This window comes from Glutamicibacter sp. JC586 (assembly GCF_009805585.1).
GTDB lineage: Bacteria > Actinomycetota > Actinomycetes > Actinomycetales > Micrococcaceae > Glutamicibacter.
This window is the reverse complement of sequence record NZ_VHIN01000021.1, coordinates 1-26,669: the sequence shown is the minus strand read 5'-3', so window position 1 is coordinate 26,669 and position 26,669 is coordinate 1. Positions and strand designations below refer to the sequence as shown.

General features: G+C 53.4%; 30 protein-coding genes and 1 pseudogene. 11 read left to right on the top strand and 20 right to left on the bottom strand.

Features of this window, described 5'->3' with window-relative positions:
- Positions 1-6: 6 nt before the first annotated feature.
- On the top strand, positions 7-765 hold the full coding sequence (locus FJV47_RS13600) for an HNH endonuclease family protein (RefSeq protein ID WP_159613927.1): 759 nt from the start codon (positions 7-9) through the stop codon (positions 763-765).
- A gap of 215 nt (positions 766-980) precedes the next feature.
- Here FJV47_RS13600 and FJV47_RS13595 read toward each other — a convergent pair whose 3' ends face one another.
- Positions 981-2,354 (bottom strand): hypothetical protein, encoded by a 1,374-nt coding sequence (locus FJV47_RS13595; RefSeq protein ID WP_159613925.1) that lies wholly within the window; start codon positions 2,352-2,354, stop codon positions 981-983.
- Between the two features lie 162 nt (positions 2,355-2,516).
- On the opposite strand from FJV47_RS13595, the gene FJV47_RS13590 reads away from it, so the two are divergent.
- Positions 2,517-2,888, top strand: a complete 372-nt coding sequence (locus tag FJV47_RS13590; RefSeq protein ID WP_226910905.1) for a LexA family transcriptional regulator — start codon at positions 2,517-2,519, stop codon at positions 2,886-2,888.
- Positions 2,870-4,183: a Y-family DNA polymerase gene (locus FJV47_RS13585; protein WP_159613921.1), complete on the top strand. Its 1,314-nt coding sequence runs from the start codon at positions 2,870-2,872 to the stop codon at positions 4,181-4,183. The genes FJV47_RS13590 and FJV47_RS13585 overlap by 19 nt, the downstream gene beginning before the upstream one ends.
- Here FJV47_RS13585 and FJV47_RS13580 read toward each other — a convergent pair.
- The 7 genes from FJV47_RS13580 to FJV47_RS13550 form a co-directional block, all read right to left on the bottom strand.
- Positions 4,180-4,533, bottom strand: coding sequence for a hypothetical protein (locus FJV47_RS13580; protein WP_159613919.1), 354 nt, complete (start codon positions 4,531-4,533; stop codon positions 4,180-4,182). The two genes, FJV47_RS13585 and FJV47_RS13580, sit on opposite strands and share 4 nt — an antisense overlap.
- Positions 4,534-4,756: 223 nt before the next feature.
- Entirely contained in the window at positions 4,757-4,981 is a 225-nt protein-coding gene (locus tag FJV47_RS13575) for a hypothetical protein (protein ID WP_159613917.1), read from the bottom strand.
- A gap of 243 nt (positions 4,982-5,224) precedes the next feature.
- Complete coding sequence (locus FJV47_RS13570; protein ID WP_159613915.1) at positions 5,225-5,518, bottom strand: hypothetical protein; 294 nt, start codon at positions 5,516-5,518, stop codon at positions 5,225-5,227.
- A complete protein-coding gene (locus tag FJV47_RS13565) occupies positions 5,515-6,300 on the bottom strand; it encodes a ParA family protein (protein ID WP_235026475.1) in 786 nt (261 codons plus the stop codon). Before FJV47_RS13565 ends, FJV47_RS13570 begins: the two co-directional genes overlap by 4 nt.
- A gap of 317 nt (positions 6,301-6,617) precedes the next feature.
- Positions 6,618-8,045: a hypothetical protein gene (locus FJV47_RS13560; RefSeq protein ID WP_159613913.1), complete on the bottom strand. Its 1,428-nt coding sequence runs from the start codon at positions 8,043-8,045 to the stop codon at positions 6,618-6,620.
- Between the two features lie 149 nt (positions 8,046-8,194).
- Positions 8,195-8,431 carry a hypothetical protein gene (locus FJV47_RS13555; protein ID WP_159613911.1) on the bottom strand — a complete coding sequence of 79 codons (237 nt, stop codon included), beginning with the start codon at positions 8,429-8,431 and terminating at the stop codon, positions 8,195-8,197.
- Between the two features lie 349 nt (positions 8,432-8,780).
- A protein-coding gene (locus tag FJV47_RS13550; protein WP_159613909.1) for an IS3 family transposase occupies positions 8,781-9,991 on the bottom strand; the annotation gives its coding sequence in 2 pieces (ribosomal slippage) (positions 8,781-9,745 and positions 9,745-9,991; 1,212 coding nt in all).
- A gap of 97 nt (positions 9,992-10,088) precedes the next feature.
- Between FJV47_RS13550 and FJV47_RS13545 the strand changes: the two genes are divergently transcribed.
- Positions 10,089-10,259 (top strand): hypothetical protein, encoded by a 171-nt coding sequence (locus FJV47_RS13545; protein WP_159613907.1) that lies wholly within the window; start codon positions 10,089-10,091, stop codon positions 10,257-10,259.
- Positions 10,260-10,540: 281 nt separating this feature from the next.
- Here FJV47_RS13545 and FJV47_RS13540 read toward each other — a convergent pair whose 3' ends face one another.
- On the bottom strand, positions 10,541-11,035 hold the full coding sequence (locus FJV47_RS13540) for a hypothetical protein (RefSeq protein ID WP_159613905.1): 495 nt from the start codon (positions 11,033-11,035) through the stop codon (positions 10,541-10,543).
- A gap of 219 nt (positions 11,036-11,254) precedes the next feature.
- Here FJV47_RS13540 and FJV47_RS13535 point away from each other — a divergent pair, with 219 nt between their 5' ends.
- Both FJV47_RS13535 and FJV47_RS13530 read left to right on the top strand, forming a co-directional pair.
- Positions 11,255-11,989 (top strand): hypothetical protein, encoded by a 735-nt coding sequence (locus tag FJV47_RS13535; protein WP_159613904.1) that lies wholly within the window; start codon positions 11,255-11,257, stop codon positions 11,987-11,989.
- 182 nt (positions 11,990-12,171) lie between these two features.
- A complete protein-coding gene (locus FJV47_RS13530) occupies positions 12,172-13,998 on the top strand; it encodes an ATP-binding protein (RefSeq protein WP_159613902.1) in 1,827 nt (608 codons plus the stop codon).
- 540 nt (positions 13,999-14,538) lie between these two features.
- On the opposite strand, the pseudogene FJV47_RS13525 reads toward FJV47_RS13530, so the two are convergent.
- The 6 genes and pseudogenes from FJV47_RS13525 to FJV47_RS13500 all read right to left on the bottom strand — a co-directional run bounded on the left by FJV47_RS13525 (position 14,539) and on the right by FJV47_RS13500 (position 17,842).
- Positions 14,539-15,083: pseudogene (locus FJV47_RS13525) on the bottom strand (recombinase family protein).
- 520 nt (positions 15,084-15,603) lie between these two features.
- Positions 15,604-16,035: a hypothetical protein gene (locus FJV47_RS13520; RefSeq protein WP_159613900.1), complete on the bottom strand. Its 432-nt coding sequence runs from the start codon at positions 16,033-16,035 to the stop codon at positions 15,604-15,606.
- Positions 16,036-16,196: 161 nt separating this feature from the next.
- Positions 16,197-16,703, bottom strand: coding sequence for a DUF6286 domain-containing protein (locus FJV47_RS13515; RefSeq protein ID WP_159613898.1), 507 nt, complete (start codon positions 16,701-16,703; stop codon positions 16,197-16,199).
- Positions 16,704-16,744: 41 nt separating this feature from the next.
- Entirely contained in the window at positions 16,745-17,116 is a 372-nt protein-coding gene (locus tag FJV47_RS13510) for an Asp23/Gls24 family envelope stress response protein (protein ID WP_159613896.1), read from the bottom strand.
- A gap of 5 nt (positions 17,117-17,121) precedes the next feature.
- A complete protein-coding gene (locus tag FJV47_RS13505) occupies positions 17,122-17,298 on the bottom strand; it encodes a DUF2273 domain-containing protein (protein WP_159613894.1) in 177 nt (58 codons plus the stop codon).
- A gap of 37 nt (positions 17,299-17,335) precedes the next feature.
- The gene (locus FJV47_RS13500; protein ID WP_235026474.1) at positions 17,336-17,842 is read right to left on the bottom strand and encodes an Asp23/Gls24 family envelope stress response protein; all 507 of its coding nucleotides are present in this window, start codon (positions 17,840-17,842) and stop codon (positions 17,336-17,338) included.
- Between the two features lie 112 nt (positions 17,843-17,954).
- Between FJV47_RS13500 and FJV47_RS13495 the strand changes: the two genes are divergently transcribed.
- Positions 17,955-18,497, top strand: a complete 543-nt coding sequence (locus FJV47_RS13495) for an RNA polymerase sigma factor (RefSeq protein ID WP_159613892.1) — start codon at positions 17,955-17,957, stop codon at positions 18,495-18,497.
- Positions 18,494-19,063, top strand: a complete 570-nt coding sequence (locus FJV47_RS13490; RefSeq protein WP_159613890.1) for a hypothetical protein — start codon at positions 18,494-18,496, stop codon at positions 19,061-19,063. The genes FJV47_RS13495 and FJV47_RS13490 overlap by 4 nt, the downstream gene beginning before the upstream one ends.
- 38 nt (positions 19,064-19,101) lie before the next feature.
- Here the strand turns inward: FJV47_RS13490 and FJV47_RS13485 are convergent, their stop codons facing one another.
- Together FJV47_RS13485 and FJV47_RS16730 are read right to left on the bottom strand one after the other, a co-directional pair.
- Complete coding sequence (locus FJV47_RS13485; RefSeq protein WP_159613888.1) at positions 19,102-19,668, bottom strand: recombinase family protein; 567 nt, start codon at positions 19,666-19,668, stop codon at positions 19,102-19,104.
- Between the two features lie 367 nt (positions 19,669-20,035).
- The gene (locus tag FJV47_RS16730) at positions 20,036-20,158 is read right to left on the bottom strand and encodes a hypothetical protein (protein ID WP_255475176.1); all 123 of its coding nucleotides are present in this window, start codon (positions 20,156-20,158) and stop codon (positions 20,036-20,038) included.
- A gap of 50 nt (positions 20,159-20,208) precedes the next feature.
- On the opposite strand from FJV47_RS16730, the gene FJV47_RS13480 reads away from it, so the two are divergent.
- Both FJV47_RS13480 and FJV47_RS13475 read left to right on the top strand, forming a co-directional pair.
- Positions 20,209-20,913, top strand: a complete 705-nt coding sequence (locus tag FJV47_RS13480) for a hypothetical protein (protein ID WP_159613886.1) — start codon at positions 20,209-20,211, stop codon at positions 20,911-20,913.
- Positions 20,914-21,215: 302 nt separating this feature from the next.
- Positions 21,216-23,186 (top strand): hypothetical protein, encoded by a 1,971-nt coding sequence (locus FJV47_RS13475; protein ID WP_200832016.1) that lies wholly within the window; start codon positions 21,216-21,218, stop codon positions 23,184-23,186.
- Positions 23,187-23,688: 502 nt separating this feature from the next.
- Here FJV47_RS13475 and FJV47_RS13470 read toward each other — a convergent pair.
- The 3 genes from FJV47_RS13470 to FJV47_RS13460 form a co-directional block, all read right to left on the bottom strand.
- A complete protein-coding gene (locus FJV47_RS13470) occupies positions 23,689-25,557 on the bottom strand; it encodes a hypothetical protein (RefSeq protein WP_159613884.1) in 1,869 nt (622 codons plus the stop codon).
- Positions 25,558-25,862: 305 nt separating this feature from the next.
- Positions 25,863-26,129: a Txe/YoeB family addiction module toxin gene (locus FJV47_RS13465; protein WP_022876887.1), complete on the bottom strand. Its 267-nt coding sequence runs from the start codon at positions 26,127-26,129 to the stop codon at positions 25,863-25,865.
- The gene (locus tag FJV47_RS13460; RefSeq protein WP_022876888.1) at positions 26,126-26,374 is read right to left on the bottom strand and encodes a type II toxin-antitoxin system Phd/YefM family antitoxin; all 249 of its coding nucleotides are present in this window, start codon (positions 26,372-26,374) and stop codon (positions 26,126-26,128) included. Before FJV47_RS13460 ends, FJV47_RS13465 begins: the two co-directional genes overlap by 4 nt.
- Before the next feature lie 141 nt (positions 26,375-26,515).
- Here FJV47_RS13460 and FJV47_RS13455 point away from each other — a divergent pair.
- A partial coding sequence (locus tag FJV47_RS13455; RefSeq protein WP_200832015.1) for a ferrochelatase occupies positions 26,516-26,669 on the top strand: 154 nt, incomplete at its 3' end.

Sequence of the window (26,669 nt, the reverse complement as noted above, 5' to 3'; positions counted from 1 at the left end):
ACCTCGATGCTTTTAGCGGGCTGTACCGCGCCTGCGGCAAGCATCGAGGTGGCCCCTACCGAGGCATCCGCTCAGTTCCCCGAAATAGTGATTCGAGCTGAAGCTCCAGAAATCACGATCTCCACCGAAGCATCCACCGCACCCGCGACAAAGAACGAAGCACCATCAACGCTTGGACCAATCAAGAGCACGGCGCCAACATCGAATGCGGAAACAGCATTGGATCTTCTCGATGAAATCGTGGTCAAAGGCCGAGCTCCACAAACGGGATACGACCGCGATTTGTTCGGAAACGGCTGGGGCGATCCAGACCATAACGGATGCGACACGCGAAATGACATCCTGGGCCGCGACCTTATGGTGAGCTCCTACAAGCAGGGGACACGAGATTGTGTAGTCCTCACTGGCATCTTGCAAGATCCATACACCGGTAAGACAATCGATTTCCAGCGAGGGCAAGGCACCAGCAACGACGTACAGATTGACCATATTGTGGCGTTATCCGACGCCTGGCAAAAAGGAGCGCAACAGCTCCCCGCGCAGCGAAGAATAGAGCTCGCCAACGACCCAATCAACCTTATTGCAGTCGATGGGCCGACCAATGCCGCAAAGAGCGACAGCGATGCAGCGTCATGGTTACCACCCCAAAGGGACTATTGGTGCCAATATGTGAGTTCCCAAGTCACGGTCAAACATAAATACGGCCTATGGATGACCGCCGCCGAGCACGAGAAAAGCAAAGAAGTGTTGAAGCAGTACTGCTAACGAGGAGACTTCTATGATTCAGCACCTTACGAGCAACCATGCCCACCGAGTCCCAAAATCGCTAACGCAACATAGTGGGACATAGCAATATCGGCACCAGGTTTCGGGAATCTAATAACGGCGCGATCGCGCCATTCAAGCACTCAGCTCGGATGGCGCGATTTTTCATCCCAAAAACGATCGTTAGTGGTAAATGCTCAGGACTAGTCCTGCCTTCACTTATAGAGCCTGCTCATAAGGAATACGTTAAGAGCCATCTTCGGGTTAGCAGGAACCACATCGGAATCCGTGAAAAGCTCCGCGACATTTACTCCTTCATACTCCTCGACAGGGTAATTTGCCGTCTCATCCCTTCCCCATACTGCGACTTGAGCATCTTCGAACGCGACCATTAACTGCTGTACATCATTAAAACTTCCTCGATACTCAACGTCCGCGGTTTCTCCGCCTAGAACAAGTGACCGATGCTGCTCAACATAAGGACTCGATTCCATCCCCAGATGCTCAAGACCCGGCACGATCTCCAGATTCTCCAACAGGATCAGGAGCATTTCATCAGCATCGATCGCATCTGAAAGTTGAGCAATTTCGACTTCTTTCACTTCAACAAGCTCAACCGATTTGATCCCCAAGTCAGAGATTTCGAATCTGACCTCTCCGTACACCGAAGCATGTTGACGAAGATCCTGCTGCCTTTCGAGAATCTCCACCTCGTCTGCAGAAATCCATCTAAAGGATGGTGCGAGCACATTTGTCACAAGGCAAGTATCGGCAAACACGAGTCCCGCTACCGGATCAACTCGCACATTATAGAAGCCAGCTAGGTAACGTTGGCCGAGAGCAGTCAGTGAGCTTATTGGATCACCAGGGATCCCGTAGAGTTTGGCTTCAAACGATTCCATCTTCAAATCTTCAAGATGGTTCATAAGGTGTAAGACACAGCTTTTGATCAGCGCGTCCGACGCCGGTCCCATCTTAAACAACTGCTCTTGGAGAGGTCGTGGCTCAGGAAACGATTTGACTGAGTATTTCCACTCGTCCAGAGCACTTTTAAGATCTTTATCTCTACTGAGGATTACATACTCATCAGCTTGCTCACCAGCGCGCTGATAATACGCACGGTAAATGGCGCTATCTGCTGCGCCGGTTTTGACTCGACCCTCTTTAGCTTTAGTTTCGCGTTGTCGACCCGGAGCTCGAAGTAATATTTGATCTTTCAAGGCGTCTGAGGCGACCTCATTGATTGGCAGGATAGACACGTGCGGGCCAAGTGACTTCACTTCGCTTTCCACATAATCAAGCGCGCTAGCGAGCTCCGCCGGTTGATGAGAAATTTCATACCCGGCTTTGTTTAAGATGGTCGCTTGATCGTTGAACTTACCCCGCGCTTCATGTAAGTGCTGCGCCCATTCCCAGATCACCGGTTCAGCGATCCAGATTTCCATTTCGCCGTGAAGCTTAGCCTGAACGCTAAGGGTCTTCAGCGCCTTTATGTTGAAATGACCTCGCCCCATAGCATTGGTATCGATGCCGATGGCGCGAATCTTAGCCACCCACTCTTCCGTGACATTGTTCGTCTTGTTCTTCATAGATCCAACCCTAGGCCCCAAATGAAAAATGCATATCTTTCTGTCGGGTGAGCCCCATAGCCTACACAATATAGAATATAGATTCTAAGAAAGTGTGCTGTGATGAAAATTGATCGTATACAGGTATGTGAGCTGGCGGACCCGCCGCAACGGGTGCTCGCAATGGCTCTGGACCGTGTCCCGGCGGGCTACCCTTCCCCAGCCCAGGACTACTCAGATACGAAGATTGATCTATCAGAGATGCTGATCCGCGATCAAGTCTCCACGTTCATTGTGCGGGTGTCTGGTGAGTCGATGCAGGGCGCGGGGATCAGCGATGGGGATGAACTGATCGTTGACCGCAGTGTGCAGCCACGCGATGGGCACGTGGTGATTGCAGTGATCGACGGGGAAATGACCGTCAAGCGTCTCTCCACTGGCCCTGCCGGGGTGGTGCTGAAAGCAGAGAACCCGGATTATCCCGACCTGCGCGTGGCGGAATTGTCAGACTTTAGGATTTGGGGTGTAGCCACCACATGCCTCCATCACCTCTAGACTCCCCCGACCCGGCACAGCGGGGCGAATACATCGCGCACGTGGACGTGAACAGCTTCTATGTCTCCTGCGAACGGGTCTTTGACCCGAAGCTCGAAGCCCGCCCAGTGATCGTGCTGTCCAATAATGATGGCTGCGCGGTCGCGCGCAGCAGCGAAGCCAAAACCTTAGGCATTGAGATGGGTGCGCCCTGGTTCAAACTCGTTGCCGGCGCTGAGCGCCTCGGGCTGGTTGCGAAGTCCTCTAATTACGAATTGTATGGGGAAATGTCGGCCCGCGTCATGAAGCTTTTGGGCCGCTTCTCGGCTTGGGTGGAGGTCTATTCCATTGACGAGGCGTTCCTGGGTGTGTCCGGCACCTTGGATGAGCTGCAAGCCCTCGGTGAGCGGATCAAAGCGGAGGTGTTCCGGCTGACCGGGTTGCCGGTGTGCGTGGGGATCGCCAAGTCCAAGACACTGGCGAAAATGGCGAACAAGACCGCCAAGCACATCAAAGAACTGGGCGGGGTGTGCGTGTGGGATCGCGCCCCCGCACAGACCACCGAGAACCTGCTGGCGCGTCTACCGGTAGTGGAGGTGTGGGGCATCGGCGCTCGGCTGACCAAGCGGCTGCGAGCGCTGGGGATCTGGACGGCTAAAGACCTGCGCGATGCGAACGAGATAAGAATCAGGGATAAGTTCTCTATCGTGCAGATGCGCACCGTTTTAGAACTGCGCGGGATTCCCTGCATCCCGATGGAAGAAGAACGGGTGATTAAGGATCAGTTGATCTTCTCCCGCAGCTTTTCTGATCCGATCACCGACCGAGTGGTGATGGAGCAGGTCATGGGGATCTATGCGCAGCAAGCCTCAGCACGACTGCACAAGCACCAGAAGCAAGCCAAGATCCTCTCGGCGTGGGCGATGACCAGCTACTACAACCAGCATCAGGATCACCAGCCGGCGATCACGGTGAAACTGCCAGGACCCACGGCTGATCCGGTAGTGCTCACCCGCGCAGCGAAACAGCTACTCCCCCAGATCCTGGTGGGAGTGAAGTACGCGCGCGCTGGCGTGGTGGTCATGGACCTGCAACCCTGGGCCATGCAGGAAACTTTTGACCCGTTCATTTCAGCGCATGAGGCCAAACAGATCGGTCCTTTGATCCAGCAGATTCGCTCCGAGCACGGTGTGAAGTCGATCGGTTTAGGCGCTGCCGGCCTACAGCAGGGGCCGGCGTGGGAGATGCGGCGGGAGATGATGAGCCCGCGCTACACCACGCACTGGCGTGAGCTACTGACAGTGAAAGCAGCCTAAGGGTAGCGATGTTTATAGACGGCTATGGCCGCGCGCTTTGCACTAATACTTGCGCCGAGTCCCACGAAGCCCAGTAGCCCTAGCACAACAACCAGCCCTGACCACAGCACCAAAACCCAAATGCTGGGAGCCACGCCAGCGAGGCTTCCGCCCGCGAACAAAATTGCTACCCCAGCCAGAATCAAGGTGAAGGCTTTGCTTATTTGGTCGTAAGCTCCGGAGTCGAATTCGGTTTTGGCAATGAGGTGTTCGAAGGGATCGTTCATCGGTGGTTCGCTGAGCGCTTGGAGTTCTTGGTTAGTACGGCGCGCGTGCTTTTCGCTGACTCTGCCTGCTTTACTTTGCCGCATCTTCTGCGTACCTCCCATTTTTCTTGTCGTTTCCATGCTCATTATTAGAGGCCGTGCATGAGCCACGATCCCCTGTCGTAGGCGAACTCAGGTACCGCAGCTTGTGGCTTGTGTGCGGGTGGTCGTTTGGTTCCTGCTGTCCACGTGGGTGCAGGAAAAGCAGCGCAGCGATTGGGCTTTTGCTGTGCACAGGTGGGAAGGAGGCTTAACCGCGTGGCCTGGGTTACTTGGCAGTGGGTTCAGGTGAGGGCAGGGTTTCCATCCAGCATGTAGCGTTAATCGCCGTCTGCAACGCATCTAGGGCGTAGGAGACGGCCTGTTTGGTGTCCGGGTAGTCCTTGTTCCATGAGTCGGTGCTCATGGTGATGCGCCCGGTCTTAGCGAGGGCTTCCAGCTCGTCGGCCAGCGCTTTGAGGTCTTCGTAGATCTCTGAGGCGTTGCGCGTCATGGCTCTTTTCCTTGGTGGGGGTGGTGGAGAGCTTCGGAACCAAACTAATGAGCTGGTAAACAGGTTCCGAAGACTTCCCCATTTGTGCTTTTAAAGAATGCGCGCTGAGATACACAGAGCCAAGAAAAGTCATCGCCCATCGCAATTTCTACGGGGAATCGTCGAGTCGCGGAGGATCAGAACAAGCAAAATGGTGGGTTTGCTAGTCCACCCTATTCAATCTTTCATTCATGAAAGAAATATTTATTTCTTTCTTTCGAACTCGGCCCACTTTTCTGCAACTGCTAGTTCAATTGCTTCATAAATGGGGATCTTAGCCTCAGCTTTAACTCTTGCCAGGGTATCCATCGTTTTTTCGGACAATCTGTTACTGAAAGGCACCCGCACGACTTTTCGCTCAGGTGATACCGCAACTGGTTTCGCTATCTGCTTCTCCGGTGTCGGCGCAGATTCGACAGGATCTACGTTTACATCAGGGGCAGGGCGTGGCACGCGGCGCCTCCCCGAAGCTGGGCGTTCCGGTAGTTCTTGGTTCATTTGATAATTGTCCTTGCTAGTTCCTTATAAGCTGCTAAGACCGGAGCGCCCTTGCGGTAGTTCCCATACCACTCCCCCGCCAAGCGAACATCTTGAACGATGGTCCGTTCTGGAACAAGCGGGGTCAAGAGCAGTCCCGTTTCGCGAAGCTCATCTACAGAGCTGATTGCTGCCCGCGGTGTGATCGTGTCTTTATATCCTCCGACAACAATCCCAGCTTCCCTCAATCCTGCGGTTAAACCGAGGCGTTTCCGACTGGCCAAGAACTTATCGACTGTGATTTTGGCGCCCTCAAATCCGTCTATTCCATCAACGGTCGGCTTAGCGGCGTATACGACGGTGTCAGAAGCGTTCAAAGCACTTTGAGTAAGGGGGCCACCTTGACGGTTAGGGCAATCAATTACTACTAGATCCGCTGAGGAGCCGAGCAGTGAAGTTTTCAATCGTATCTCCAGGTGGTCGGAGGTGTCCTTCTCGCGGTTGGATACCGATCTCGATGAAGGCAGCACACGCAAATTTGGGCTCCAATGAGAAGATACGGCCAACTCATCGGCCCAGCCCTCGGGATCTTCATCCGCAAGTATTGCACCGACATCCAATCCTGACTCGCGTGGTTGAACCGCCGTCCATTTCGTGGTGGCCGCTCTAGGATCCAGGTCAATCAGCAACACATTCTTACCAGCTTCGGCAGCCACCATCGCGAGCGAAACAGCAGTGGTTGTTTTGGATACGCCACCAGACTCGCTATAAACCATGATCGTTTGCATGGTTTGATCGTACATGAAATCAATCTTTCATGCAATAAATAAATATTTATTGCATGAAAGATTGAACGTTATCGGAGACAGCGGGGGAATCAAGTATTTTGCAGCGCGCATGGAAGCATTGGTATGTAGTTCTTCACGAATTGCATAGAGCTCCTACTAGATATGGGAAGGCGCCTTGGCTCAAGGCGATCAACGGACAGGTGGGGTGTTCCCGCCTGCACGCCTTCGTATGCTGTCCAGTTAGATCCATACATACAATAATTCTTTCATGAAATAAATAAAGATTTCATGAAATCTCTGTTGTGTCTCACGGAATACGAGTCCTATGGCTTTTACTTTCCCGAACGAGATTTTGCTAGGACAGCTCTGACTTTTGCTGCGCCGTGTGTTGCTGCGGTTTGGTGTTTTGTTTGGTTGGCGGCGTGTTTGGCTCGGCGTTCTGCTGCGGCCCGCGCGGCTGCGCGGGCTTGGTTGCTGGCTGCTGCTGCTCGTTGGGATCGGCTGAGCATAATTTCTCCGGTGGCGGTACGCCACTGGTTGAGCCGGTGCAGGATCGCTGCGCGCAAGATCCGGCAGTAGTCGATGTAGGACTGAGTTTCATGGTTGTGCTGGGGGAGTGCTCCCCAGGCTTCTTTGCCGTGCAAGCCTGGTGTGGTGCGCCATTCGAGGGCGTACTGGATATCTGAGATTGTCCATCCGGTGGAGAAGAACGGTTTGAACATGTTGAGCACGTTTTTCTTGGAAAAACGGGCAAAATCTGGCATCCGACGCAAGATTTCAGCGGCAGCTGATAGCCCCTGTCCTCTAGAGCTGATCGTTCTGTGAGCTGGCCACAGTTCGACTGGTCGATTATCGCTGTGGTGAGTTCGCACGGCGGAGCCGTGCCCAAAAAGGTTTTCAGTGCCGCGTAGCGGCTCATTGTGAGTGTTTTTCTCGCGCGTGCGCGTGTAGGAACTTACTTCGTAAGTGGTTAACCCCCCTACGGGGAGGGGTTCTAAGTTATTTCCACAGGCCGTGTTGTTGGGGGTGTGGTGGGTTGGGCGGGTTGTGGTGGTGTCTTCGGCGTCCTGGGGGCGTAGTCCGAGGCCGATGGGGCGGCACACGACGTAGACGGGGGCTTCGTTGGTGGCTGGTTGGCCTGCTTTGGCGGCGTATTGTGCGCTGCGGCCGGAGGCGACGATGCCGAGGATGCCGTGGGTGCGCAGGAAGCGCAGGGCGTTGCCTACGGTGGCGCGGGATACGCGTGCTTTGGTGGCAATGGTGTCCCAGGTGATGCGGACGGTCATGCTGTCGTGGTCGGTGTAGCGAAGGAGTACCCAGAGGACGGCGAGGATGTTGCGTTTGCAGTCCGCGCGGCGACATAGCAGTTCATCGAGGGATCGTGTGGCGCGCCATGCTTGGGCGGTGTGATCGATCTTCTTGCTGCCGTGAGGGATGGCCCAGGCAATCGCGCGGGGGGAGGTTTCCTGGGCGCGTGAAACGCGCTTGATGTGTACCGGGGCGGGGGTGTGGGCGTGTTTGGTCGCGAGGGCTTCTTTGGCCGCGTTGAACTGTGTTTTCCCCTTGGCGCTGAAGGTTTGGGGGGTTTCTGCCTTGGTGAAAGGGCGGTGTCCTTTGGCGGTGTGGTCGAGGATTGCGGCGATGCGGCCATCGGTGGGGCGGGTGCACCAGCGTGGTTTTGTGGCGTGGATCGCGGTGTTTTGCGGCGTTTCTTTGGTGCTGGTGCTTGATTGGGCGCGCGGAGGCGCTACTATAGACACATAAGTCCTTTTCTCTTAGGAGGGTAAAGGAAGGGGAGCGTCCGGCTTGGTAACCGGAAGCTTAGTGGTAAATCGCGATCTGAGAACTTTGGCGAGTAGGCAGATCGGATTCAGAATTTCAGTCCCGCGCATTGCGCGGGCTTTTCTGTTTAAGGCTTGTCGATAGGCAGCTGGCCTTCCTTGCTATCGCTTTGGGGAACCCAAGTTGGTACACCGCGTTCATCGAGTTCCAATGTCTCAATCATTAGGTCGAAGAAAGCTGCTGCAGAGTATCCGGACTTTTCGGCCAATGCCGCGAAGTAGTCTTTGTTTTCGCTCTCGACCTTCCAGCCCAATGGCTTTGGGTCTTTCAGCGCGCCTCGCGCGCGAGCATGTGGGTTCCTCATACATCCACCCTATGATGACGCCACCATGCAGAGGTGTGCGACACGGCTTAATTTTTTAAAGATTCCAGTTACTCCCTCTCATCAGCTCTTTAAGTAGGGGAGAAAGCCCTAGATCACCAGCATGTGTCGCTGACAGAGAGTGCACTCTAAGAAACAGCGATACAGAAATTCACGCTAACAGCGTCTCTAGGAGAACCCTTGGCCGGGTTTCGCTCGAGAAAAGTGATATTCCTGTCGACACCGTTTGCAGTGTCGGCCAAAGATGGAAATCACACATTATCGTTCAAAGGTACTAGGGGTGAGCTGGTCAAGTTTCTGAGACACAATCTTTGATTTTTCCTAAGTACCCTCAAGCCGCAACAGCCTGAGAAATCCTCTCCTCATACACATCCAGAAACGCCTGAGGGCTCAAACCACCATTGGCCGTATGAGGACGCTTCCGGTTGTACCAAGTCTCGATGTATTCCATTACCGCAGTCCGAGCCGCCAAGCGGCTGATGAACGCCCGGTGATGGAACATCTCATTCTTGATCGTTGAAAACGCTGACTCAGCTACGGCGTTATCCCAACACGCCCCAGTGCGGCCCATTGACTGCCGCACCCCGTGCTCCGCGCACCACCCCTGGAAGGCATCCGAGGTGTACTGCGTGCCTCGATCGCTGTGGAAAACGCTGCCAAGACGGATGAAACCCCTCGATTCAGCCATTTCCATCGCGTCAATGACCAACTGCGTTTGCATGTTCTCGCCCATCGACCAACCCACGATCCGACGCGAGTACAAATCGATCACCGTCGCCAGATACAACCAGCCCTCCCCGGTGCGCAGGTAAGTAATATCGCCAATCAAATTCGCGCCAGGACGTGAGGAACGGAAGTCACGCTTGCCGAGCTTATCGACCATATGGTTCTTGATATGCGCCGTCCGAGCCTGATGATCACGCACCGTCGTGGTCTTGAACGCGCACATCCGCTTAGCCTGGATGCCCAGTTCCTTCATGATCGACAGAACCGTGGATTTCGGGATCTCTTCGTCCTGGTTATTGCGGATCAAATCCACTAATTGGCCGGCACCAGCAACCTGATTGAACGCCTCGTATTCGTCTTGAACTAGTTTCGTGCGGTGCGCCCGCAACAGTGTAGCTTCGCTCAACTGTTCGGAGGGGTTCAGCCACCGATAGTAAGTAGCTCTGGAAACGCTGAGTTTCTGGCACATCCACTTCACCGGATACTGGCCGGTATGGGCTCTGATGAAGTTGAAGACGGCGCTTATTTCTTGCTGTTCGACGCGAAATAGGCGCTGACATCTTTTAAAAATTCGTTCTCCCGTTTCACCTCCAGCAGTTCCTTGCGCAGCTTCTCGTATTGCGCCCACTCCACAGGACTCCGCTCTTCGGTTTCAGCTTCGGGGTGCTCGGCGCGGTAGGCACGGACCCAGTTGCCCAGGGTTCCTTCGTTGATGCCTAGGGATGCTGCGACCTCGATGAGGCTCTTCTGTGAAGAGATCACCAGCTCGACCGCTTCGGCACGGAATTCCGGGGTGAACTTCTGACGTTTGGTCATGCACTCATTCTCCTACGAACGCGTGTCTCACAACATCATGACAGCTCAGGGAGTGCACAGACCTGTTATCCCAGTTTTTCTGCGCTCGCTAGGTGTAATGGCGCGGCAGACAGTGGATCGGCTGATGGTGAATAGTTCTTTCATTTCGGCCATGGTGTGTTTGGCCTTTGCTGCTGTTGTAGAGAGCCTCTCGGGACATATCTCTATCCTTAGCGATTGGGTACGCTATTTCACGGTCTGGATGATTTTTGCTCAGGTGGGGATCTGAGATACAGCAGAAAATCAGACTATCGTTGCTGGGGTTGGCGAGAGGTTTAAGACCTAAGGACGAGTTCGACGCCTAACCTGGCGGATTAACGGCAAGCACCCCGATCATTTCCCTGACGAGAGGAAATGATCGGGGCATGCTGTGCAGCGGAGAGACTACTGATTTCGCAGGGGCACATTGCGGCGATTTGCCACCCCTCGCGTCAACTGGTCCGCAGTTACCGTCTCCACCCGGGACAGGTTCCTCTTACGGGACACCGCAAGTAGTCCATTAAGAATCGACTACTTGAGCCCATTTAGTACGAACGCCGCGTACGTAGCGATGATAGCCGAAGAAAACCACAACCCTTTTCCTAAGAGGTCGACCGCTTTTGAACCTTCGTGGGCCCATAGTCCACACCCGGCAGCGATGACACCCATCAACGTGGCGGATATTGCCAAGTATGTAAAATCCTCTCGCATGTCATTGCCGATGAGGCTTGGCACCACCACGCCCGCGACTGTTATCGCTATAAGAAGTAACAATGCACAGAATGCTTGCTGGTTGCTGAGGACAAACTCTCGGTGTTTCTCATTTTGTGATGCTTCTTCGGTTATCCGCTGGTTTGAAAGGCGGGAGAGAACCATATCCCAAATTTCTTCCTCATGCGACGGCTTGCTGTTTGGTGAGCTGGCGCGACGGTTCTTCAACTCGTCCCTGTGAGCCAGAACTGATTTTTCAAGCGGGCTCAATTCCGCAAGGTTTTTTTCGGCATGCGCACCGGACTGAGTGGCCAACTATTTTCCTATCTATTACGTGTAGAAGCACATAAATTCGTTCACCACGAGGTCATCAATGCGCATCGCTTGCTCTTAAAAAGTTGTGTGCCCGTAGACAATCTTGTCTACGGGTACACAATCCTATTACGGAAAATTTTTCAACAGCCTGTCAAGTTGAAGGCCTGCTTGCAGGAGACATAGTGGAAGTTCCAGCCTTCTTGAAGGCAAACTAGGTCTATGAAGCTCACATACAAGAACGAGCAGGACATCGTTAACCTCGTGTCACACATCGATGATTCAGCTGTGTGTTTCTATCCTGCGGAGAGCGTATTGGCCCACAAATTCCTGGCGTCTCTTCGAAGCGGGAACCTTGACCAACGTGAACGCCCCGATTTCGAGGACCTCTCTGCATCGTTGCTCTTAGAATCGATGATCGTGGACGACCACCCGCGTCCAGGAAAGAAAGACAAAACGCGAGCACGCGAAGGTGCGGTACTTCGCGAAATTAAGGAGCTTGGGCTGGCCGTCCACTCAGAGGCGACCGTTGTGGCAGCGGTGAGCAGCGGACTCCCTACCGACCAGGACCACAATTATCGGTCCTACATCTACCAGTTCAAGCGCACCATTTCGGATCATGCTCGCAAAGTGGAGGTGTACCACGCAGAGCGACGCGGGTTCGACCTCGGGTTCCTCGTTCTCGACGAGAGCACAGCTTATTTCGAATCGTTGGGCTCATTTGGACGAACTGGACAAGGTAAACCCCACTATTGGTTTGCCGATTCAGCCTTTACAGACGTGATGGTGCAATCTGGAGTAGACTGCTTCATCTGGGTGACGCCTTATAAGGTGTTACCCACACTCGACGTCGGCGAGATTTCGCTCCCCACGGTCGCCGTCATCGACGTTGCTCTTTTAGCCAAGACGGAGCCCCACGTCTACAACGTACAGCGGATGATCTCTGCTGAAATATGACGTGAGTGTTGCAACGTTCCGTGTGTGTAGGAGCCTTAGCATGGGGTCTCTTTATTTCGTAACATCGGCCTTGTTTTCTTTGAAAATGCATTTCTCACCAGTTGTTTCTTCTAAACGGTTCGTTTATAGCGAGAAACGATGGTTGACTGGGTTACTCCAACCCTTTTGAACATAAGGAAATTATGAGACTGGTTGCTGTTTCGCTAAAGAATTTTCGTGGGTATCAGCAAGAGCAGTGGATCGACTTCGGCGATCTCACCACTGTGGTCGGACGAAATGACGCGGGTAAGTCCACGATCCTTGAGGCGCTAGACATTTTCTTCGGAGGCGGTGTTGTGAAAGCGGACAACACCGATAAGAACGTATTGACAGACGACAATTACTTCGAAATCAGCTGTAAATTCTCAGAGCTTCCTCCCAGCCTCATTCTGGATTCACAGGCGGAAACGACTCTCGGTGCGGAGCACTTGCTTGACGCTGATGGGCACCTGCACATCAGGAGACGGTGGGTTTGCACTGGAGCGAAGCCAAAGGAAGAAATTCATGCGGTCTGCCAGCATCCAACGAACGACGGTCTAAATGAACTGATTGTTTTGGGTAATGCCGCGCTCAAGAAGCTGGCCCAGGTTCGCTTAGACGCTGAAGCTTATGCAGCCGTCAACAAGTCAACTAATCCTCAACTGCGGACAGCGCTTTGGGGAACTGAAGAGTTGGTTTTGGAAGAGACTTCTGTGCCGCTGAGTAAGGAGGACGGAGGGAAAATCTGGCAGAAACTAGCCACCTATCTTCCTCATTTCGCCTTGTTCCAGTCTGATCGGAAGAGTACCGATGCTGACGACGAGGTCCAGGAACCAATGAAGTTGGCTATCGCTGCGGCCCTAGCCGAAGAACCTGTAAAGGAGCTCCTTACGCAAATCGTCGATGCTGTACGGACGCGGGCTACTGAACTGGCCACACGCACACACACGGCTCTGGCTGAGATAGACCCAGCGTTGGCTGAGGGCTTGATTCCAGATTTCAAGAGCGATCCACGCTGGAACAGTTTGTTTTCTATAGCATTGCAGGGTTCTAATGGTGTTGCCATCAACAAACGCGGTTCTGGTGTACGTCGTTTGATCCTGGTAAGTTTCTTCAAAGCCGAGGCTAAACGAAAGCTTGAAGAGAACGACAAGACGTCAGTAATCTACGCTCTTGAAGAACCAGAAACATCTCAGCATCCGCGTAACCAGCGGATCCTACTGGACTCATTCAGCACCATGGCAGAGGCAGCCGGAACACAGCTGATCCTCACCTCCCACAGCCCAGGTTTTGTTTCGCATCTGCCAGCGAAGAGTCTTCGTTACGTTCGTAAGGACCCCAATACCGGTGTGCCGGCTGTTTCCGAAGGCACGGATGAGACTTGGGCTGAGCTTGCCGACGAGCTTGGAGTGCAGCCGGACAACCGTGTGGTTGTCCTGATTTGCGTGGAAGGCCCACACGATGTGACATCGCTCCAACGGCTGTCCGAGACTCTGCACAATAGTGATCCTGAAAAGTATCCGAATCTCACTAGAGACCCTAGGTTTGCCTTCGTCCCGCAGGGCGGTGGCACTCTCGGACAGTGGGTTAGCAATCGCTATCTCATGGGGTTTGACAGGAAAGAATTCCATCTCTACGACGGTGACGTCGAGGAATACAGAGCTGCGGCAGAAGCGGTCAACGCTCGCGACGATGAATCATACGGCATCGTCACAAAGCGACTCATGATGGAAAACTATCTGCATCCGGAAGCGATTTATCAAACGTTCGGCGTTCGAATCCAGGTTAGCGACCAATGCAATGTGCCGGAACTAATTTCAGAAGCAACAAAAAATACGCCGGGCGTCCGTCCAATGAAAAAGGGCAACGTCAAGGGACGTCTTGCAGATCAAGGCTTTGGATGCATGACAACAGCACAACTAGATGAGTGTGATCCAGATGGCGAAGTTAGAGGATGGTTTGAACATCTTCACAAAATGGCTCGATCATAAAGTGAACATGGGTTTGTAATCTGACGAAGTGAGTGTCCAGTAACTGGAACTGGGCACCACTTTTCGTTGTCGGAGTCCGTATGATTGCTAGGAATTCCTGATACTCAGTGCGCAAAAGTGATGGCCCACACCAAATCCTTATAACGCCGGCGTATATTCGCCGGAAACCTGCACAGGATCAGGCCTATTCCTCTGCATGGCCTGTGCGATCCAGGGAACTTTGGCACCCATCTCAAATAATGCGGTTTCCGATTATCAGTTACACACAGAACAGCACTGGCGACGAGGGAAAACCAAGCACGATCATGGCCATTGTTCGGTGATGTTCACCTTAGTTCTTGTGAGTGCATGTACGTTTTCGCTAGCTCGGCGAACTTCCCTTCCTTTCCCGAGTATCCGGCGGATTGGCGCAAGCTCATCGAAATGCCGCTACTGTTCAGCATTGCAAGCCTTTGAAGTATCAACATTTTTCAAGCTAGCAAATCATTTCTGATGTGCTCTTCATCGGCACTGGTTCTTGATTCGACGATAGAGTGTCGCTCAGGACATTTCCATGTCTCTGGCGGCCTGGGTTGCTGGCTCGCCAGTCTGGAGGAGCTTGGCTGCGGTTCGGATTTGGGAGTCGGTGAAGGTGGGGCGTCGGCCGCCGAGATCACCACCGCTGGTGCGGCGTTTGGTGACAGCGTCGGTGATGCGTTCGCGTTTGATCTCCAGCTCCATTTGGGCCAGGGCAGCCATGAAGGTGAAGACCATGGCGCCCACATGGGAGTTTTGGTATCCGTGTCCCCGCCACCGAGGTTCAACACCCGTAGCCCGATATCCCGGCTGCGCAGCTCTTCGGCCAGTTCGAGCATTTTCTGGGTGGAGCGCCCGAGCCGGTCCAAGCTCGTGATCACCAAGGTGTCGTCCGGGTGTAGCGCATCGAGTGCTTCGTCCAGGCCGGGGCGTTTGGCGAGGGAGCCTGACTGGACGTGGTCGAGGTAGAGGTCATCGCGGCGGATGCCAGCCGCAAGGAGGTCTTGGATTCGCCGGTCAGAGTCCTGGGCTTTGGCCGATACGTGGGCATATCCGATCAGTTTGGTCATTGGTCCTTCGAAAGTCTCGCAACTAATGGTGTTGACACTGTCCAACGACAGTAGTTGCGACACATGGTTGCGTGAATTTCGAATCGTGAAGTTTCCGCGGATTTTTCATTTGGGGGAGCGGTGTTCGATGAGGCGTCTCGCAACCCTTAGGTAGAGCGACATTCAACGCTGCGTGCCAGGCGCAATCATGTCGAGATTCTCTACAGTTTTTATTCCGCGTTGCCAGACTTATTGCTAGCCTGGCCTCAGACCAGACCGGGCATTTGGTTTCGTTCCCCCTAGTCGAAACCAGAACAGTGGTCTTGCTTCAGTGTCCAGCCTCCAAGTGGACATGGAAGCCCTAGAAAACAAGAGGTCCTTACCGCTCTGCTGAGAGCGGTAAGGACCTCTTGTATCAATGATTCACGGAAACCAGGAGTTTGACGTACTCGTTCTTTGGCCGTATCTGAGACCTGGGCTTCCTCCATGGAATTTCTTGCGAGATGGGTGTTGGTTCGTCTCGGAAAATTCGACTCAGAACTTACACAGACAATGTTATTTTGTTGCTTGGTTCGGCTTTCCTGGGTAGAAAATCAATGCTGATGTGCTTTTCTACGAACTGAGAACCGAGGGCTTGTTCCAAGTCTGGAATGAGAGTTTCCCGAATGAGGTTCATTCCGTCCAGTGCCCGGGACTCTACGCGCAAGGTATAGCGAGCATAGAGCACCGGATGCTGGGCTTTGCCGCTAATCCGGATTTCGGCATCACTAATCTCCGAAGAGTGCCGAGCAGCTTGCTGTGCTGCACGTGCGATGGTTTCTGTTTCCATGCTGCTTATACCGTCGCCAGTTTCAGATCTGTAAATGAAAGTTCTCTTACTGGGCTTTTGTGGAAACGCTGAAAGCACACTCAACAAGGCGAGAACGGTTAGTACCGCTAGTGCTCCGGCAGTAAATGTTGCCAATTCAGGCATCTGAATAGGCAGTGAATCACGGATACGCGAAGGCCCTTGAGCGCTTTCAACTGTTCTAGAGGTCCAACTCGTCCACGCTATTGCGCCACCCGCCAGGAGCAGAAGCAAACCTACCAACGCCAGCACGGCGCGTTGACGAACACCGTTTGGTTTCCACAAATCTACTGCCCTCCTCGAGCGCTAGTATGAGTTTCGATGCTGAAGTCCTGTGCCAGTGGGATAGCATCGAGCGCCGCTTTAACGTTCTCATGCACCGCCTTTGAAATGGCGCTAGTTTCATGAACGGGCGTTGAGATGGCGATGCGCATTCTGTTTCCCCGTAACACCGGTGACGCATCATGTACACCGTCGGTGCGTTGCGCTTCGTATCGTGCAAGGCGGGTTAGACCATGATTCTCGAGCACCCATTCTTCACGCGATGCTGGAGAGTCCCAGGCCAGCAAGGTCGTCTTACGCCTTCCCGGACTCAAAGCTACGACAAGCAGAACTAGTCCTAGGATGCTCACGCCAATGGCACTTCCAAGAACTCTGTTATCGTCCCACCCAGTGTTTTTAATGGCGTCTAACCCACCCGAGATCCAGCCGGGCCATACGCCACTAGTTAGCCGGATCAAGCAGACGACTAATGCGGTTACTGAAATTCCTAGTAGCACGAGAGAGGTGCTCACCAAGGTCGCAGTGCGAGCGCTCCGGACATGCCAGAATCGATTCATCGTAAAACCCTCTCCCTCGCTGTAGACGGTTTGGCATGAAGCCAGGCAACCTGAATATCAACTTGGACTGATGCGACCCCCAAGTACTTTGTTAGCTCATCAATCACTTGTCGCCGAATCGCATCACAAGTACGCGGAATGTTGAGCGGGTAGCGGATCCCAACTTTGAGTGCCACGGCTACAGTGCTTCCAAGTACTTCAACAGTTGCCTCAGGTTTTCCCTCGATACCATCGGGTTTGCTTAGATGCAGAAGCCCTCCGGAACTGGCGCCGACTCCAGGCACCTTGGAAGCTGCCTTAGCGGCAATCTTTGAATAGACCTGCGTATCGACAGTTGTTAAACCTGCGCCATTGTTATCTATTGCCACGAGAGTTACCTCCGACGGCTAATGAAAACACGCTCCCAGTCGACGCGCGTCTGCAGAAACCAGCCGACCACACCACCGATGAGCACGAAGAATGCTACGACTATGAACTGGGTGAATGAGCCGAATGCTATGAGCAGTCCGGCCACTAGCCCTACGACTAGTCCCCACCTGAGCTGATTCATGGTTTTTCCTTTCTTTGTTCACCGGTGGTGCAAAGGCCTACTTCAGGTCCTCGCGCGGCTCGTCATCTTCGTCGTCTTCTGGCAGGTGCACATCGGTCACATCGATATTCACTTCAATGACTTCCAAACCGGTGGCACGTTCAACTTGAGAGACAATGTTGGAACGGATGTCGTTCGAAACCTCCACGATGGAGAAACCGTAAGAAATGACGATGGAGACATCGATCGCGGTCTGTTGCTCACCCTTCTCAACGCTTACGCCACCGGAAGTATTTGCCGATGCTCCTGGGATGCGTTCGGCAAGTGAGTTGAAAGTTCGCCGGGCAGCATTGCCCATAGCGTATACGCCGGGCACCTCCCGAGCTGCAATGCTGGCGATCTTCTGGACCACGCGGTCTTCGATCGTGGTCTTACCCAGTTCGGTGTGCAGCGGACCGGAAAGCTGTTCCTCCGATGCTTCATGGTTTCCTTGACGCTTTTCCTGGCGTTCCAGTTCCTCGCCGGTTGGCTTGATGATCTTGTCGTTCGACATTGGCTGTGCCATGTTCTTCGCTCCTTTATCGAGGGAAACTTTTTCGCTTACACTCATACAGACGAGGTCCGTACCCATATCCTCACACACAAGATAGGTGATCTGCATCACATAAGGGGGTTGAGTGGACGAATTAGAGCGGCTGGCGATCGTGGGCCGATCCCGTGAGGGCGATCCAGAAGCTTTCGGGGTGCTTGTTGCCGAATTAGCACCGGGGCTCGGGAGATATTGTCGTTCCTTCTTTGCGAATTGGCAGGACGCGGACGACGCTGTGCAGGAAGTTTGGATCAAAGCGTGGAAGAACCTGCATACGCTCAAGGCTAATGGTGCCTTCAAGACGTGGATCTTCCGAATGGCAAGGAATGTTTGCTTGGATCGAATTCGTTCTGCTCAAAATCGGGTTCACGTTGTAGATGCTGAAGAATTCTCTGGCCAGCCGGCGCCGGAGCATCTTTCACCCGAATACTTGGCCGTACAACGAAGCGAGGTTGACATGGCGTGGGGTATCGTCGCTAAGCTTCCTTCGACCTTGAAGCAGGCTTTTGTTCTGGTATGCCTTGAGGGAATGACCTATGGGCAAGCAGCCGCAATCGCCGACACGTCAGAATCCACTATTCGCGGACGGGTCGCCCGGGCGCGCAAGGCAATCATTGAGGCGGTGTCATGAAAAATCTTCCCTGCGGACGCACGATAGAGGACGTACTTCATAAGCTTGATGACGCACCAGACCTGCATGAGCTCGAATGCCGATGGTGCCATCAAGAACGACGCCGCCTCAAGGACCAAACCGCTACTGTCGTGGATCAGCTTAGAGGCGAAGATCGCTCCGCCGACGGCGCTGACATAACTAGCACTGTCCTGGCCAAGATTTCAAAACTTCGACCTATGCAGAGGACTTGGGAAGCTGCCTCACGCGACACGGGAGAAATTGTACGTGTCCCCGCGAGCGAGATCATCAGCAGCATTAGGCAGCAGTTCTCGCGATCCCAAACTGCCCAGTTGAACTACACCGAGGTTAAGGCCACGGACACGAAAATACCTCATGTTCAGTGGCTGGTTAGATGCACCGTCAGCATGCTCACCGAAGCTAACGTTCAGCAGATCGAACGGGAGGTCTTAGAGCATGTCCAGAGGGGCCTTGGTGCCCAGCTACTCATTGAACGTTTACGGTTGGAGATCACGGTCGAGGATGTTCATGGAGAAATTCTCGGTTATTCGGAGATCGGAACCTGATTATTTCGATCCAAGAGTAGCCGCTGCATTAGAGATGCTTACTCTTTGGCGTTGCGCCCCAGCGCCCGATATACGGTGCTGCGGCTGACACCCAGAACTTCACCAATTTGCGCGACCGTCATGTCCTTCTGCTCATACAGCCTCTTCGCGGTGCGCAGCTTGTCGGGGGAGAGGGATGAGGGGCGGCCTCCGGTACGGCCACGGGCGCGGGCCGCGGCTAAGCCGGCATTGGTGCGCTCACGGATGAGGTCTCGTTCAAACTCTGCCAGGGAAGCAAAGATGTTGAACACTAGTCGGCCACCGGAAGAGCTGGTGTCGATGTTCTCCTGCAGGGATTTAAACTCGATTCCTTGTTGCTGCAGCGCGTCCATGTGGTTAATCAGGTGACGGATGGATCGGCCGAGTCGGTCCAGGCGCCAGACTACGAGAGTGTCACCGGGGCGAATCTGGTCCAGGAGCTTATCGAGCTCTGGCCGTGACTCGAGGGCACCGGAGGAAGTGTCTGTAAAAATGCGATAGCAGCCGGCGGCGGTGAGTGCATCGTGTTGGAGTTGTGCGTCTTGGTCGCCGGTGGAAACTCTGGCGTATCCGAGGAGGTGTCCCATGAATCTAAATGTATCAATACCCGTGGGATGGTCACCATTTCGATACATAGTTTATGACACTGAGTTTTGCGACAAATCACGTTTAAAAATGTGTTGATTTTTCAACTATCGAGGATCTTCAGCTCAGCTGGCAGGATGGTGTGTCAAAAACGAAAGTTTTTGAGATTGATGTCCGACCCTTTGTTTTTCTGCTGTTTTCCTGACGGTTCCGATTTTTCGATGGGTAGGACAGCAACCCCAGTCCGAGGCCGGCCAGCACCGGGGCAGACTGCGCATGTCTAGATTGGTGACGACTCGTCCCGGGCGGGATGAAGGTTTTCTATACGGTGGTTGATAATCAGCTGATGCGGGGATCTGTGAAGCGTTGCTACTGGCTGAGCACGCGGTGGATGCCGGCGGGTAGGTGCCCAAGCACCAGCGGCGGTGAATCGTGGGACGTGACCTTGTGACGCGAACGGACCCCATAAAAAGTTTCGGCGGGGTGTGTCATGCTGAACGAAAGTGAAATCAACCGGATTTCAGAGCGCAAGAAGGAGTGAGATGGCACCTCTTCCAGGAAACGGGCACGGATTCATCGCTTGGGTCAGGAATAGTTTTGGCACCGAGATGGTTACGGTCATTCATCAGTCGGAGCATGGCACAGAAGAGCGTATTGAAGTAGAAGCCCAGGTGCAGCCCAAGGCGGCCTTCTTTGATGTTGATGCGCCGGTCTATGAGGGCGACCGGTTGGAGATTCCCGATCCGCGCGGTGGAGTGCAGCGTGTTTATATCATCGACGTGGAAGTGAACCGGGCCGATGGACGCATACGAGCCGATATGAGCCATATCAAGGCGACATTCAGCACCTCAGCACCCCAGAGTAGACCCCCAAGAGGACATTCGGGCACCGTGATATACGGAGATCACGCCATTGTTGCTTCCGGCTCACGGGTGGCGATTGCCACGCACGGAGGGCATGTGGTGCAGCATGAGGAAGTTCCTGCCGCCTTCACCGAGCTGGTAGCTGCGGTCCAGAGTGCGTTGGACCTGCTGGAATCCTCGGATTATTTCGGTCCGGATGATCAGGAGATTGGTCGAGATGCAGGATCAGTCATTCTGCAAGAAGTTACTAAGGAAGAGCCGGACCAGAAGAGCCTTAAAGGGGCACTAGCGACATTGCGGGGTGTTTTGACCGCTGGGATGACGTCAGCCTCGGGCGCGGCGGCCAGTGAAATCATCAAGCAGCTTTTCGTTCCTGGTAGTTAAATGACGTGGCCGCAACTGCGGCTGCGCTAGGATGCTGCCTTATCCTCTGGTTTTGTTTATAACTATAAAATCAGTCTTTTCGTACTGAAGCATCCCGCAGTCATCACGGGATGCGTCAGGGTTTAAGCACATCGTAGGCAAGTAGACCTAGAACGATCTATAGTGAGACGCGAACTTTTGTCTTGCAGCATTTATCTATTGCGATTTGTCGTGATGTGACTCTTCCAGCAATCATCTGCTGGGATAGTTGGAATGAAGGTTCCACAACAATTTCTTTCTCACGTGTTGAGTACAATTAGCGGATGGAAGATGTGGATTCACCCGTGAGGATAAAGTTCTATGGCACACGGGATTTAGCCAATGGGTGGCTTGCGGAGAATGCAGTCGCTTTAATCCAGAATTATTCCTCGGGGCGAAAGATCATTTCGCTTAACGATGCTCTCGAACTCCATAATGCGCTTGAATTTGAAAAGAACAACATCTTCCCGAATTTCCTGACTACGCAAGACCGTACAGAGTTAGGTCTGTCGGCGCGTGAGTCGCGACGACTAGTCGCCTCTTTCTTCTCAAATATTGAAGCGTCGAACCTTAAAGAGCATTTGAACAAGATGGACTTTCAGTATGCCGACGACCTGCTCCTCCTCATCGAAAGGCATGGAGTCGCTAAAAGGGTTGGCGGTCAAATGCTGTTTGAGGCCCTGTCAGATCTTGCACTACCTCTGGAGGTCATGCTTGCAGATCGTCAATTCGTAAACCGGAACGACCGGAGACTTCGAGAGGTGATGCTCTCCGATGCCCAAAACGGAGAGTTACTGGTCCGCATGCGGCTGGTCAAAGATTCAAATCCTTCATACCATCTTCCCACAAGCTTGAGCGGGGAGGACTTGCAGCAGCTTTTGAGCGCTTACATCGGAAGTGCTTCTCCGCATCTCAATTATGTTCAAGCGATTGCGGAGAGCAATGACAACGATAGTTTTGGTGTAACTCCGAAAATACGGTTGGAAGCGAAGAAGCGTCATAAAGACCTTATTGAGGAGCTCCTGGCCGAAAAGAGGACCAATACAACGAATACATATCACGGAATCAGCCTGGATCCGGAACAACGAAAGCCAGTGATCGACCGCGTTGAGCGTAACGAGAACAGCGTGAGCTACGTCCGATCGTTCAGTGAAAAATATTTGTTATCTTCCATGAATCCGGAGCGAATACTTCTAAATTTCGCTTCGGTGCTGGGCTTCGTTGAACGAGGACTACTCACAATGCCATCGTTCAAAGGTCAGCTGGGAGCGCTCCGTGCACTCTTAATCTCAGGAAAAGACGCATACCCCCGAGGGAGCGCGTTCAACTATGTTGATGCGCTCACCCTTAACGGGACTCATTTTTACTCAGATTTCCTACATCAGCACAACATCGAAGTAGAAGATTCCGTAGCATGGTTCTTCCGAGAGCATTTGGTTGACAAGTTCGGCGTAACTAACTTCTACTTCGCGGCGTCTAGCCCTAGCAGTTCGTTCCTTGAGCGATGTCGGCATATTTCCGCAGAGATGGAGAGTATTGCAAGACAATTCAGCTTATACTGCGATGAAGGTGTCCTGGATCCTGAACTTCTACAAATGACCTCTGTGCCTCGGCCGTGGGCTGCGATCCCAAGCTTTGCGGAGCGCAAATATTTGCACAGGGGAACCAATCATAGTTGTGATCGGGCTATGCATCTGCTTTTTAGTGATCAGTCTGGAATGACCTATATAAGCAGTGAACTCAAGGCCTCGAACTTCGTCGAGCTGATAACAGAGAACGAAGTTTCTTACGAGTTAATCCGCCCTCATCAGAAGGAATCTCTCGATTGGTTGGTCGAAGAAGGTTTGGTTGTAGTCGACTCTGATCTGCTGGAATTTGCGCAGCCACTGCAGGTTCTGGTGCTAAGTGACATCAACAACCGTGAAGCCGCGGCTTACGGTCACTATGGTACGGATGAGGCTTCGGCGGCGCTAGCACTGGTGCAAAAGGGGTGGCTCGAATTTAGTTCGACGCTGTTGACAAGACCTGAAGCTAGTTACTTCAACTATTTTTTGAACAAGAGCGAATTCAGCAATGGTCCGGACTTGCGAAATAAGTACGCGCATGGGACTAATGCCGACCCCGAGGATATAAGTACGCATAGACAGTCCTATTTCCAGCTCCTCAGGTTGCTCATGGCATTGACCCTGAAGATCAATGACGAGTTCTGCTTAGCAGCCGAGGCTCAACCATCAACCACGTCTGAGAGACCCTAAGCTTATGTAATTGACCCCTAAACACGTTGTGCAGCTAGCACCTCTCTTGCTCACAACTGTCCTATGAAGGCGGGGCCCCGTTCAAAAATATCCTTTGCCGCGGTACCCCTAGCCATGCTAGTAGCCGCGATTTGATTGCAGTAGGTGCCCCTTAAACGGCATTCCGGCCTTATTATTGCGCAGACACCTCAGCACATCAGCATGCTTTCAGTGAGTTCGCATGTTCCGACGATACAACAGCCTCAACTTGACATAACTTCGGTTATCAGCTTCAACCGATAGGAGCGAAAGTAATTCCTGAGCTCCAGTCCAGCGATGCGCCCGCGCTGCCGAATCTAGACCTGTGCTGTAGCGATAGGGGATCGGCTCAAGGAAAGCTGTTTGTGCACACAATTAAACTCTCAGCCGTGTTCTCGACGATCCCTACAACAGCAATGAAGCGACTCGACAGCTGACTTTACGCAATAGCAGCACCGCAGGTTCTTCTCGACGCAAAATGGTATTAGTTGGCAGTCACTACAGTGCTCTTCGTTGTGTAGCCCTTCTTTATTGCGCTCACCTTGACTGTCAGCTTCTTGCCTTTGTCAGCTTTAGTAACCCTGTAGCCGCTCTTGGTTGCGCCTTTGATGTTCTTGCCGGAGCGTTGCCACTGGTACGTCACTTTCTCAGCAATGGGGCTATAGGCGCCGGATGACGCTTTTACGGTCTTCCCCACGATCTTCTTGCCTGAGAGAGTCGGTTTCTTACTCACCTTTAGCGTTCCCGGTGCCACTGTCTTGGTCGCTGTACTTTGAGTGACCACGGTGTTGTAATAACGGTGGGTGAACTGTGTTTTTACGCTAATCTTCTTCCCCAAGTCGGCGGGAACAAGAGTATAGGTGCTGCGATTCTGCTGGAAAATTTCCTTTCCGTTGCGCAGCCAGATGTAAGTAAGTTTCGCATCCTGCTTGGATACCGTTCCCGGTTTGGCCGTCAGCTTCGACCCCACCTTAACGGAGCCAGAGATGGTCGGTTTCCCGGATTTCAGATTGCCATGATCGATCTTTACGGATTTGGAGATCAGCTCGACCGGCTCCGCATGTGCGCCAACGAAAGTTACGACGGCGTGCACCCGCTTCAAGTTCAAGGAATCATCTGGGATGAAGGTGGGACCAGTAGCGCCCTTGATCGCAGTAGTGTCGTCTTTGAACCACTGATACGTTTTCTGGGCATGGGGGAACACGGTCGGATCCAACGCAACACTGAGTTTCTCCGTCACGAATCCGGTGCCGGTCAGCTTGGCAGGGGGGTGAGCGGACTCAGAGGCCGGGATCGGTAGGTCGTACCCGGTGGACAGGCTAGCGGAAGGGACATAGACAATCTTCTTGTCCCAAGAAGTTTTCTCAACGCTGGTGTACTTTGCGGTGATCTTCTTCCCGGCATCAGCGGGGGTCAGCTTATAAGTGCGCCCGGTAGCACCAGGGACCGCGACAGCATTGCGAAACCACTGGAAGTTCTTTTGCGCATAGGAGCCCCAAGGTATCTCCAATTCATCACCGACGATAGCGAAAGGAGAGCCAGAATTGTCCTTTCGTGCTGTGCGGTAGTTGACTCTCAACGGGCTTGACTTCGCGGTATCAAATACGTCGGTGACCAAAACAACGTCTACATCAGACGAGGCCAGGGAGGAACCCGTGGTTGCATCGGAAGTTGCGACCATGACGTTACTGCCGGCCACCATGGGCAGCACGGACGTGGCAGTAAATTTCGTGTAAACGGGCTGTGGATCAGCGGCCCAGGAAGGGCGGTGCGGAACGATGGCTCGGCCATCCACACCGACAATTGGTGCGAAGGTCAGCGTCTTGCCCACCCACCCCTTGGAAAGCGAAGCCGTCTCATTGGCTTTGAACTCTTCAAGCAGAGGCATAGCTGCCACCCAGGAGTAATCCTTGATGCCCGCGTCTTGCACGGTCAAGCTGGTTAGCTTTTTCATCTTGGTCAGAGCAGTCCGCGTGGCATCAGTGACACCGGACGCTGGCAGGAAGGTGACCCAAAGCTTCTTCAGGTTGGGCAACTGAGCCACAGCAGCAACCGCCTCGTTGGTGGCGCCGTAGATTTCCACAGAAGTCAGCTGTTGCATGTCCTTCAGACGCTCCAGCCCAGCTATGGTTGATTCGTCCTGGTTCAGAATCCTCAGCTCGGTCACCGTGGCGGGAACATCCAGATCCGCCAATGATTCAACCTCAGAGCATTCCATATGGAACGGGCGATCTTCTTCATCGCTCCATGACCAGCAACTGTGCGGTGGGGCCGCCTGAGCAGCCGGCGCGAGGCCTCCAACAACGAGAGCCAGCGCAGCGCTGAAGGCCAATGTTGTGCGGTGAAAATTCATGTGCCCCTCGGGATGCTTAGATTTGAGAACTGGGTAAATCTTTGCACAGCTTTTCGGATCAGAGTATTCGCGGGAGAAACTTCGCCTCAGAATACGAGCACATTCCACGGTTAGACTAAAAATCCGCCGAATATCAGCGATACCATGGCGCGCTTCAGCCGACCAGGGTCGGAGCAGGCACACGAGCCTGTTCATGCTTTACGGGATAAATCGCCTTTAGCTTTACATAACGGAGGTTATCGGCGCAGAGAATTCGCTCAGGGGAGTGGGCACCAGGGATAGACCAAGATCGCCAAAAGACGGTGTCAGTAGTGGTATTTGGCTTGAAGAATCGTTACTGCGCGGTCATCAGCGATATACACCAGTCGGTTGACGTCATCGATGCGGCGCGACCAGGCGCCAGCTAATGCATGCTTCAGCGGTTCGGGCTTTCCGATGCCTTCGAAAGGATCGTCGCGGAGCACGTCCTCGATCAGCACGTTGATTCGTTTGAGTGTTTTGCGATCCTGGGTCTGCCAGTAGACATAGTCTTCCCATCCACCGGCGGTCCAGGTCAGAAGCCTGTCGCTCACGGTTCGATGAGCCCGTGTTCTGCAGTCTGGTCATTGCGTGCCGCTTCCAAGGCTGCGAGCAGACGTACTGCGTTTTTAGGTGAGCGCAGTAGGTGGCTCGTCTCAACGAGGGAGTCGTACTCGTCTTTCGACATGAGCACTGCGGACCCACGCTTGGACATGATCTCAACCTCGGTGTGGTCCAGGTTCACTCGTTCAATAAGACCAAACAAGTCGCGTCGCGCTTCGCTGGTGGTGATTGCCATGCCGCCTCCTAGTGGTACTAGATATGGTACCACTCTAGTTATCCTCTCAGGCAACTTCAAGAATGAAACGGCAAACTCAGTAAAGCTGGAGACACCCTGAATGAGGGACTTACGCTTTTCTACAGTATGTAAAATTCAGGCATGGAAAGCATCAACCTAACCCCCTTCGACGCAGTCATCCTCATGTCCTTCGGTGGACCGGAGAAAGATGAAGATGTTCTTCCGTTTCTGCAGAATGTCACTGCGGGGCGAGGCATCCCAGACGAGCGACTAGTCGAAGTAGGTGAACACTATT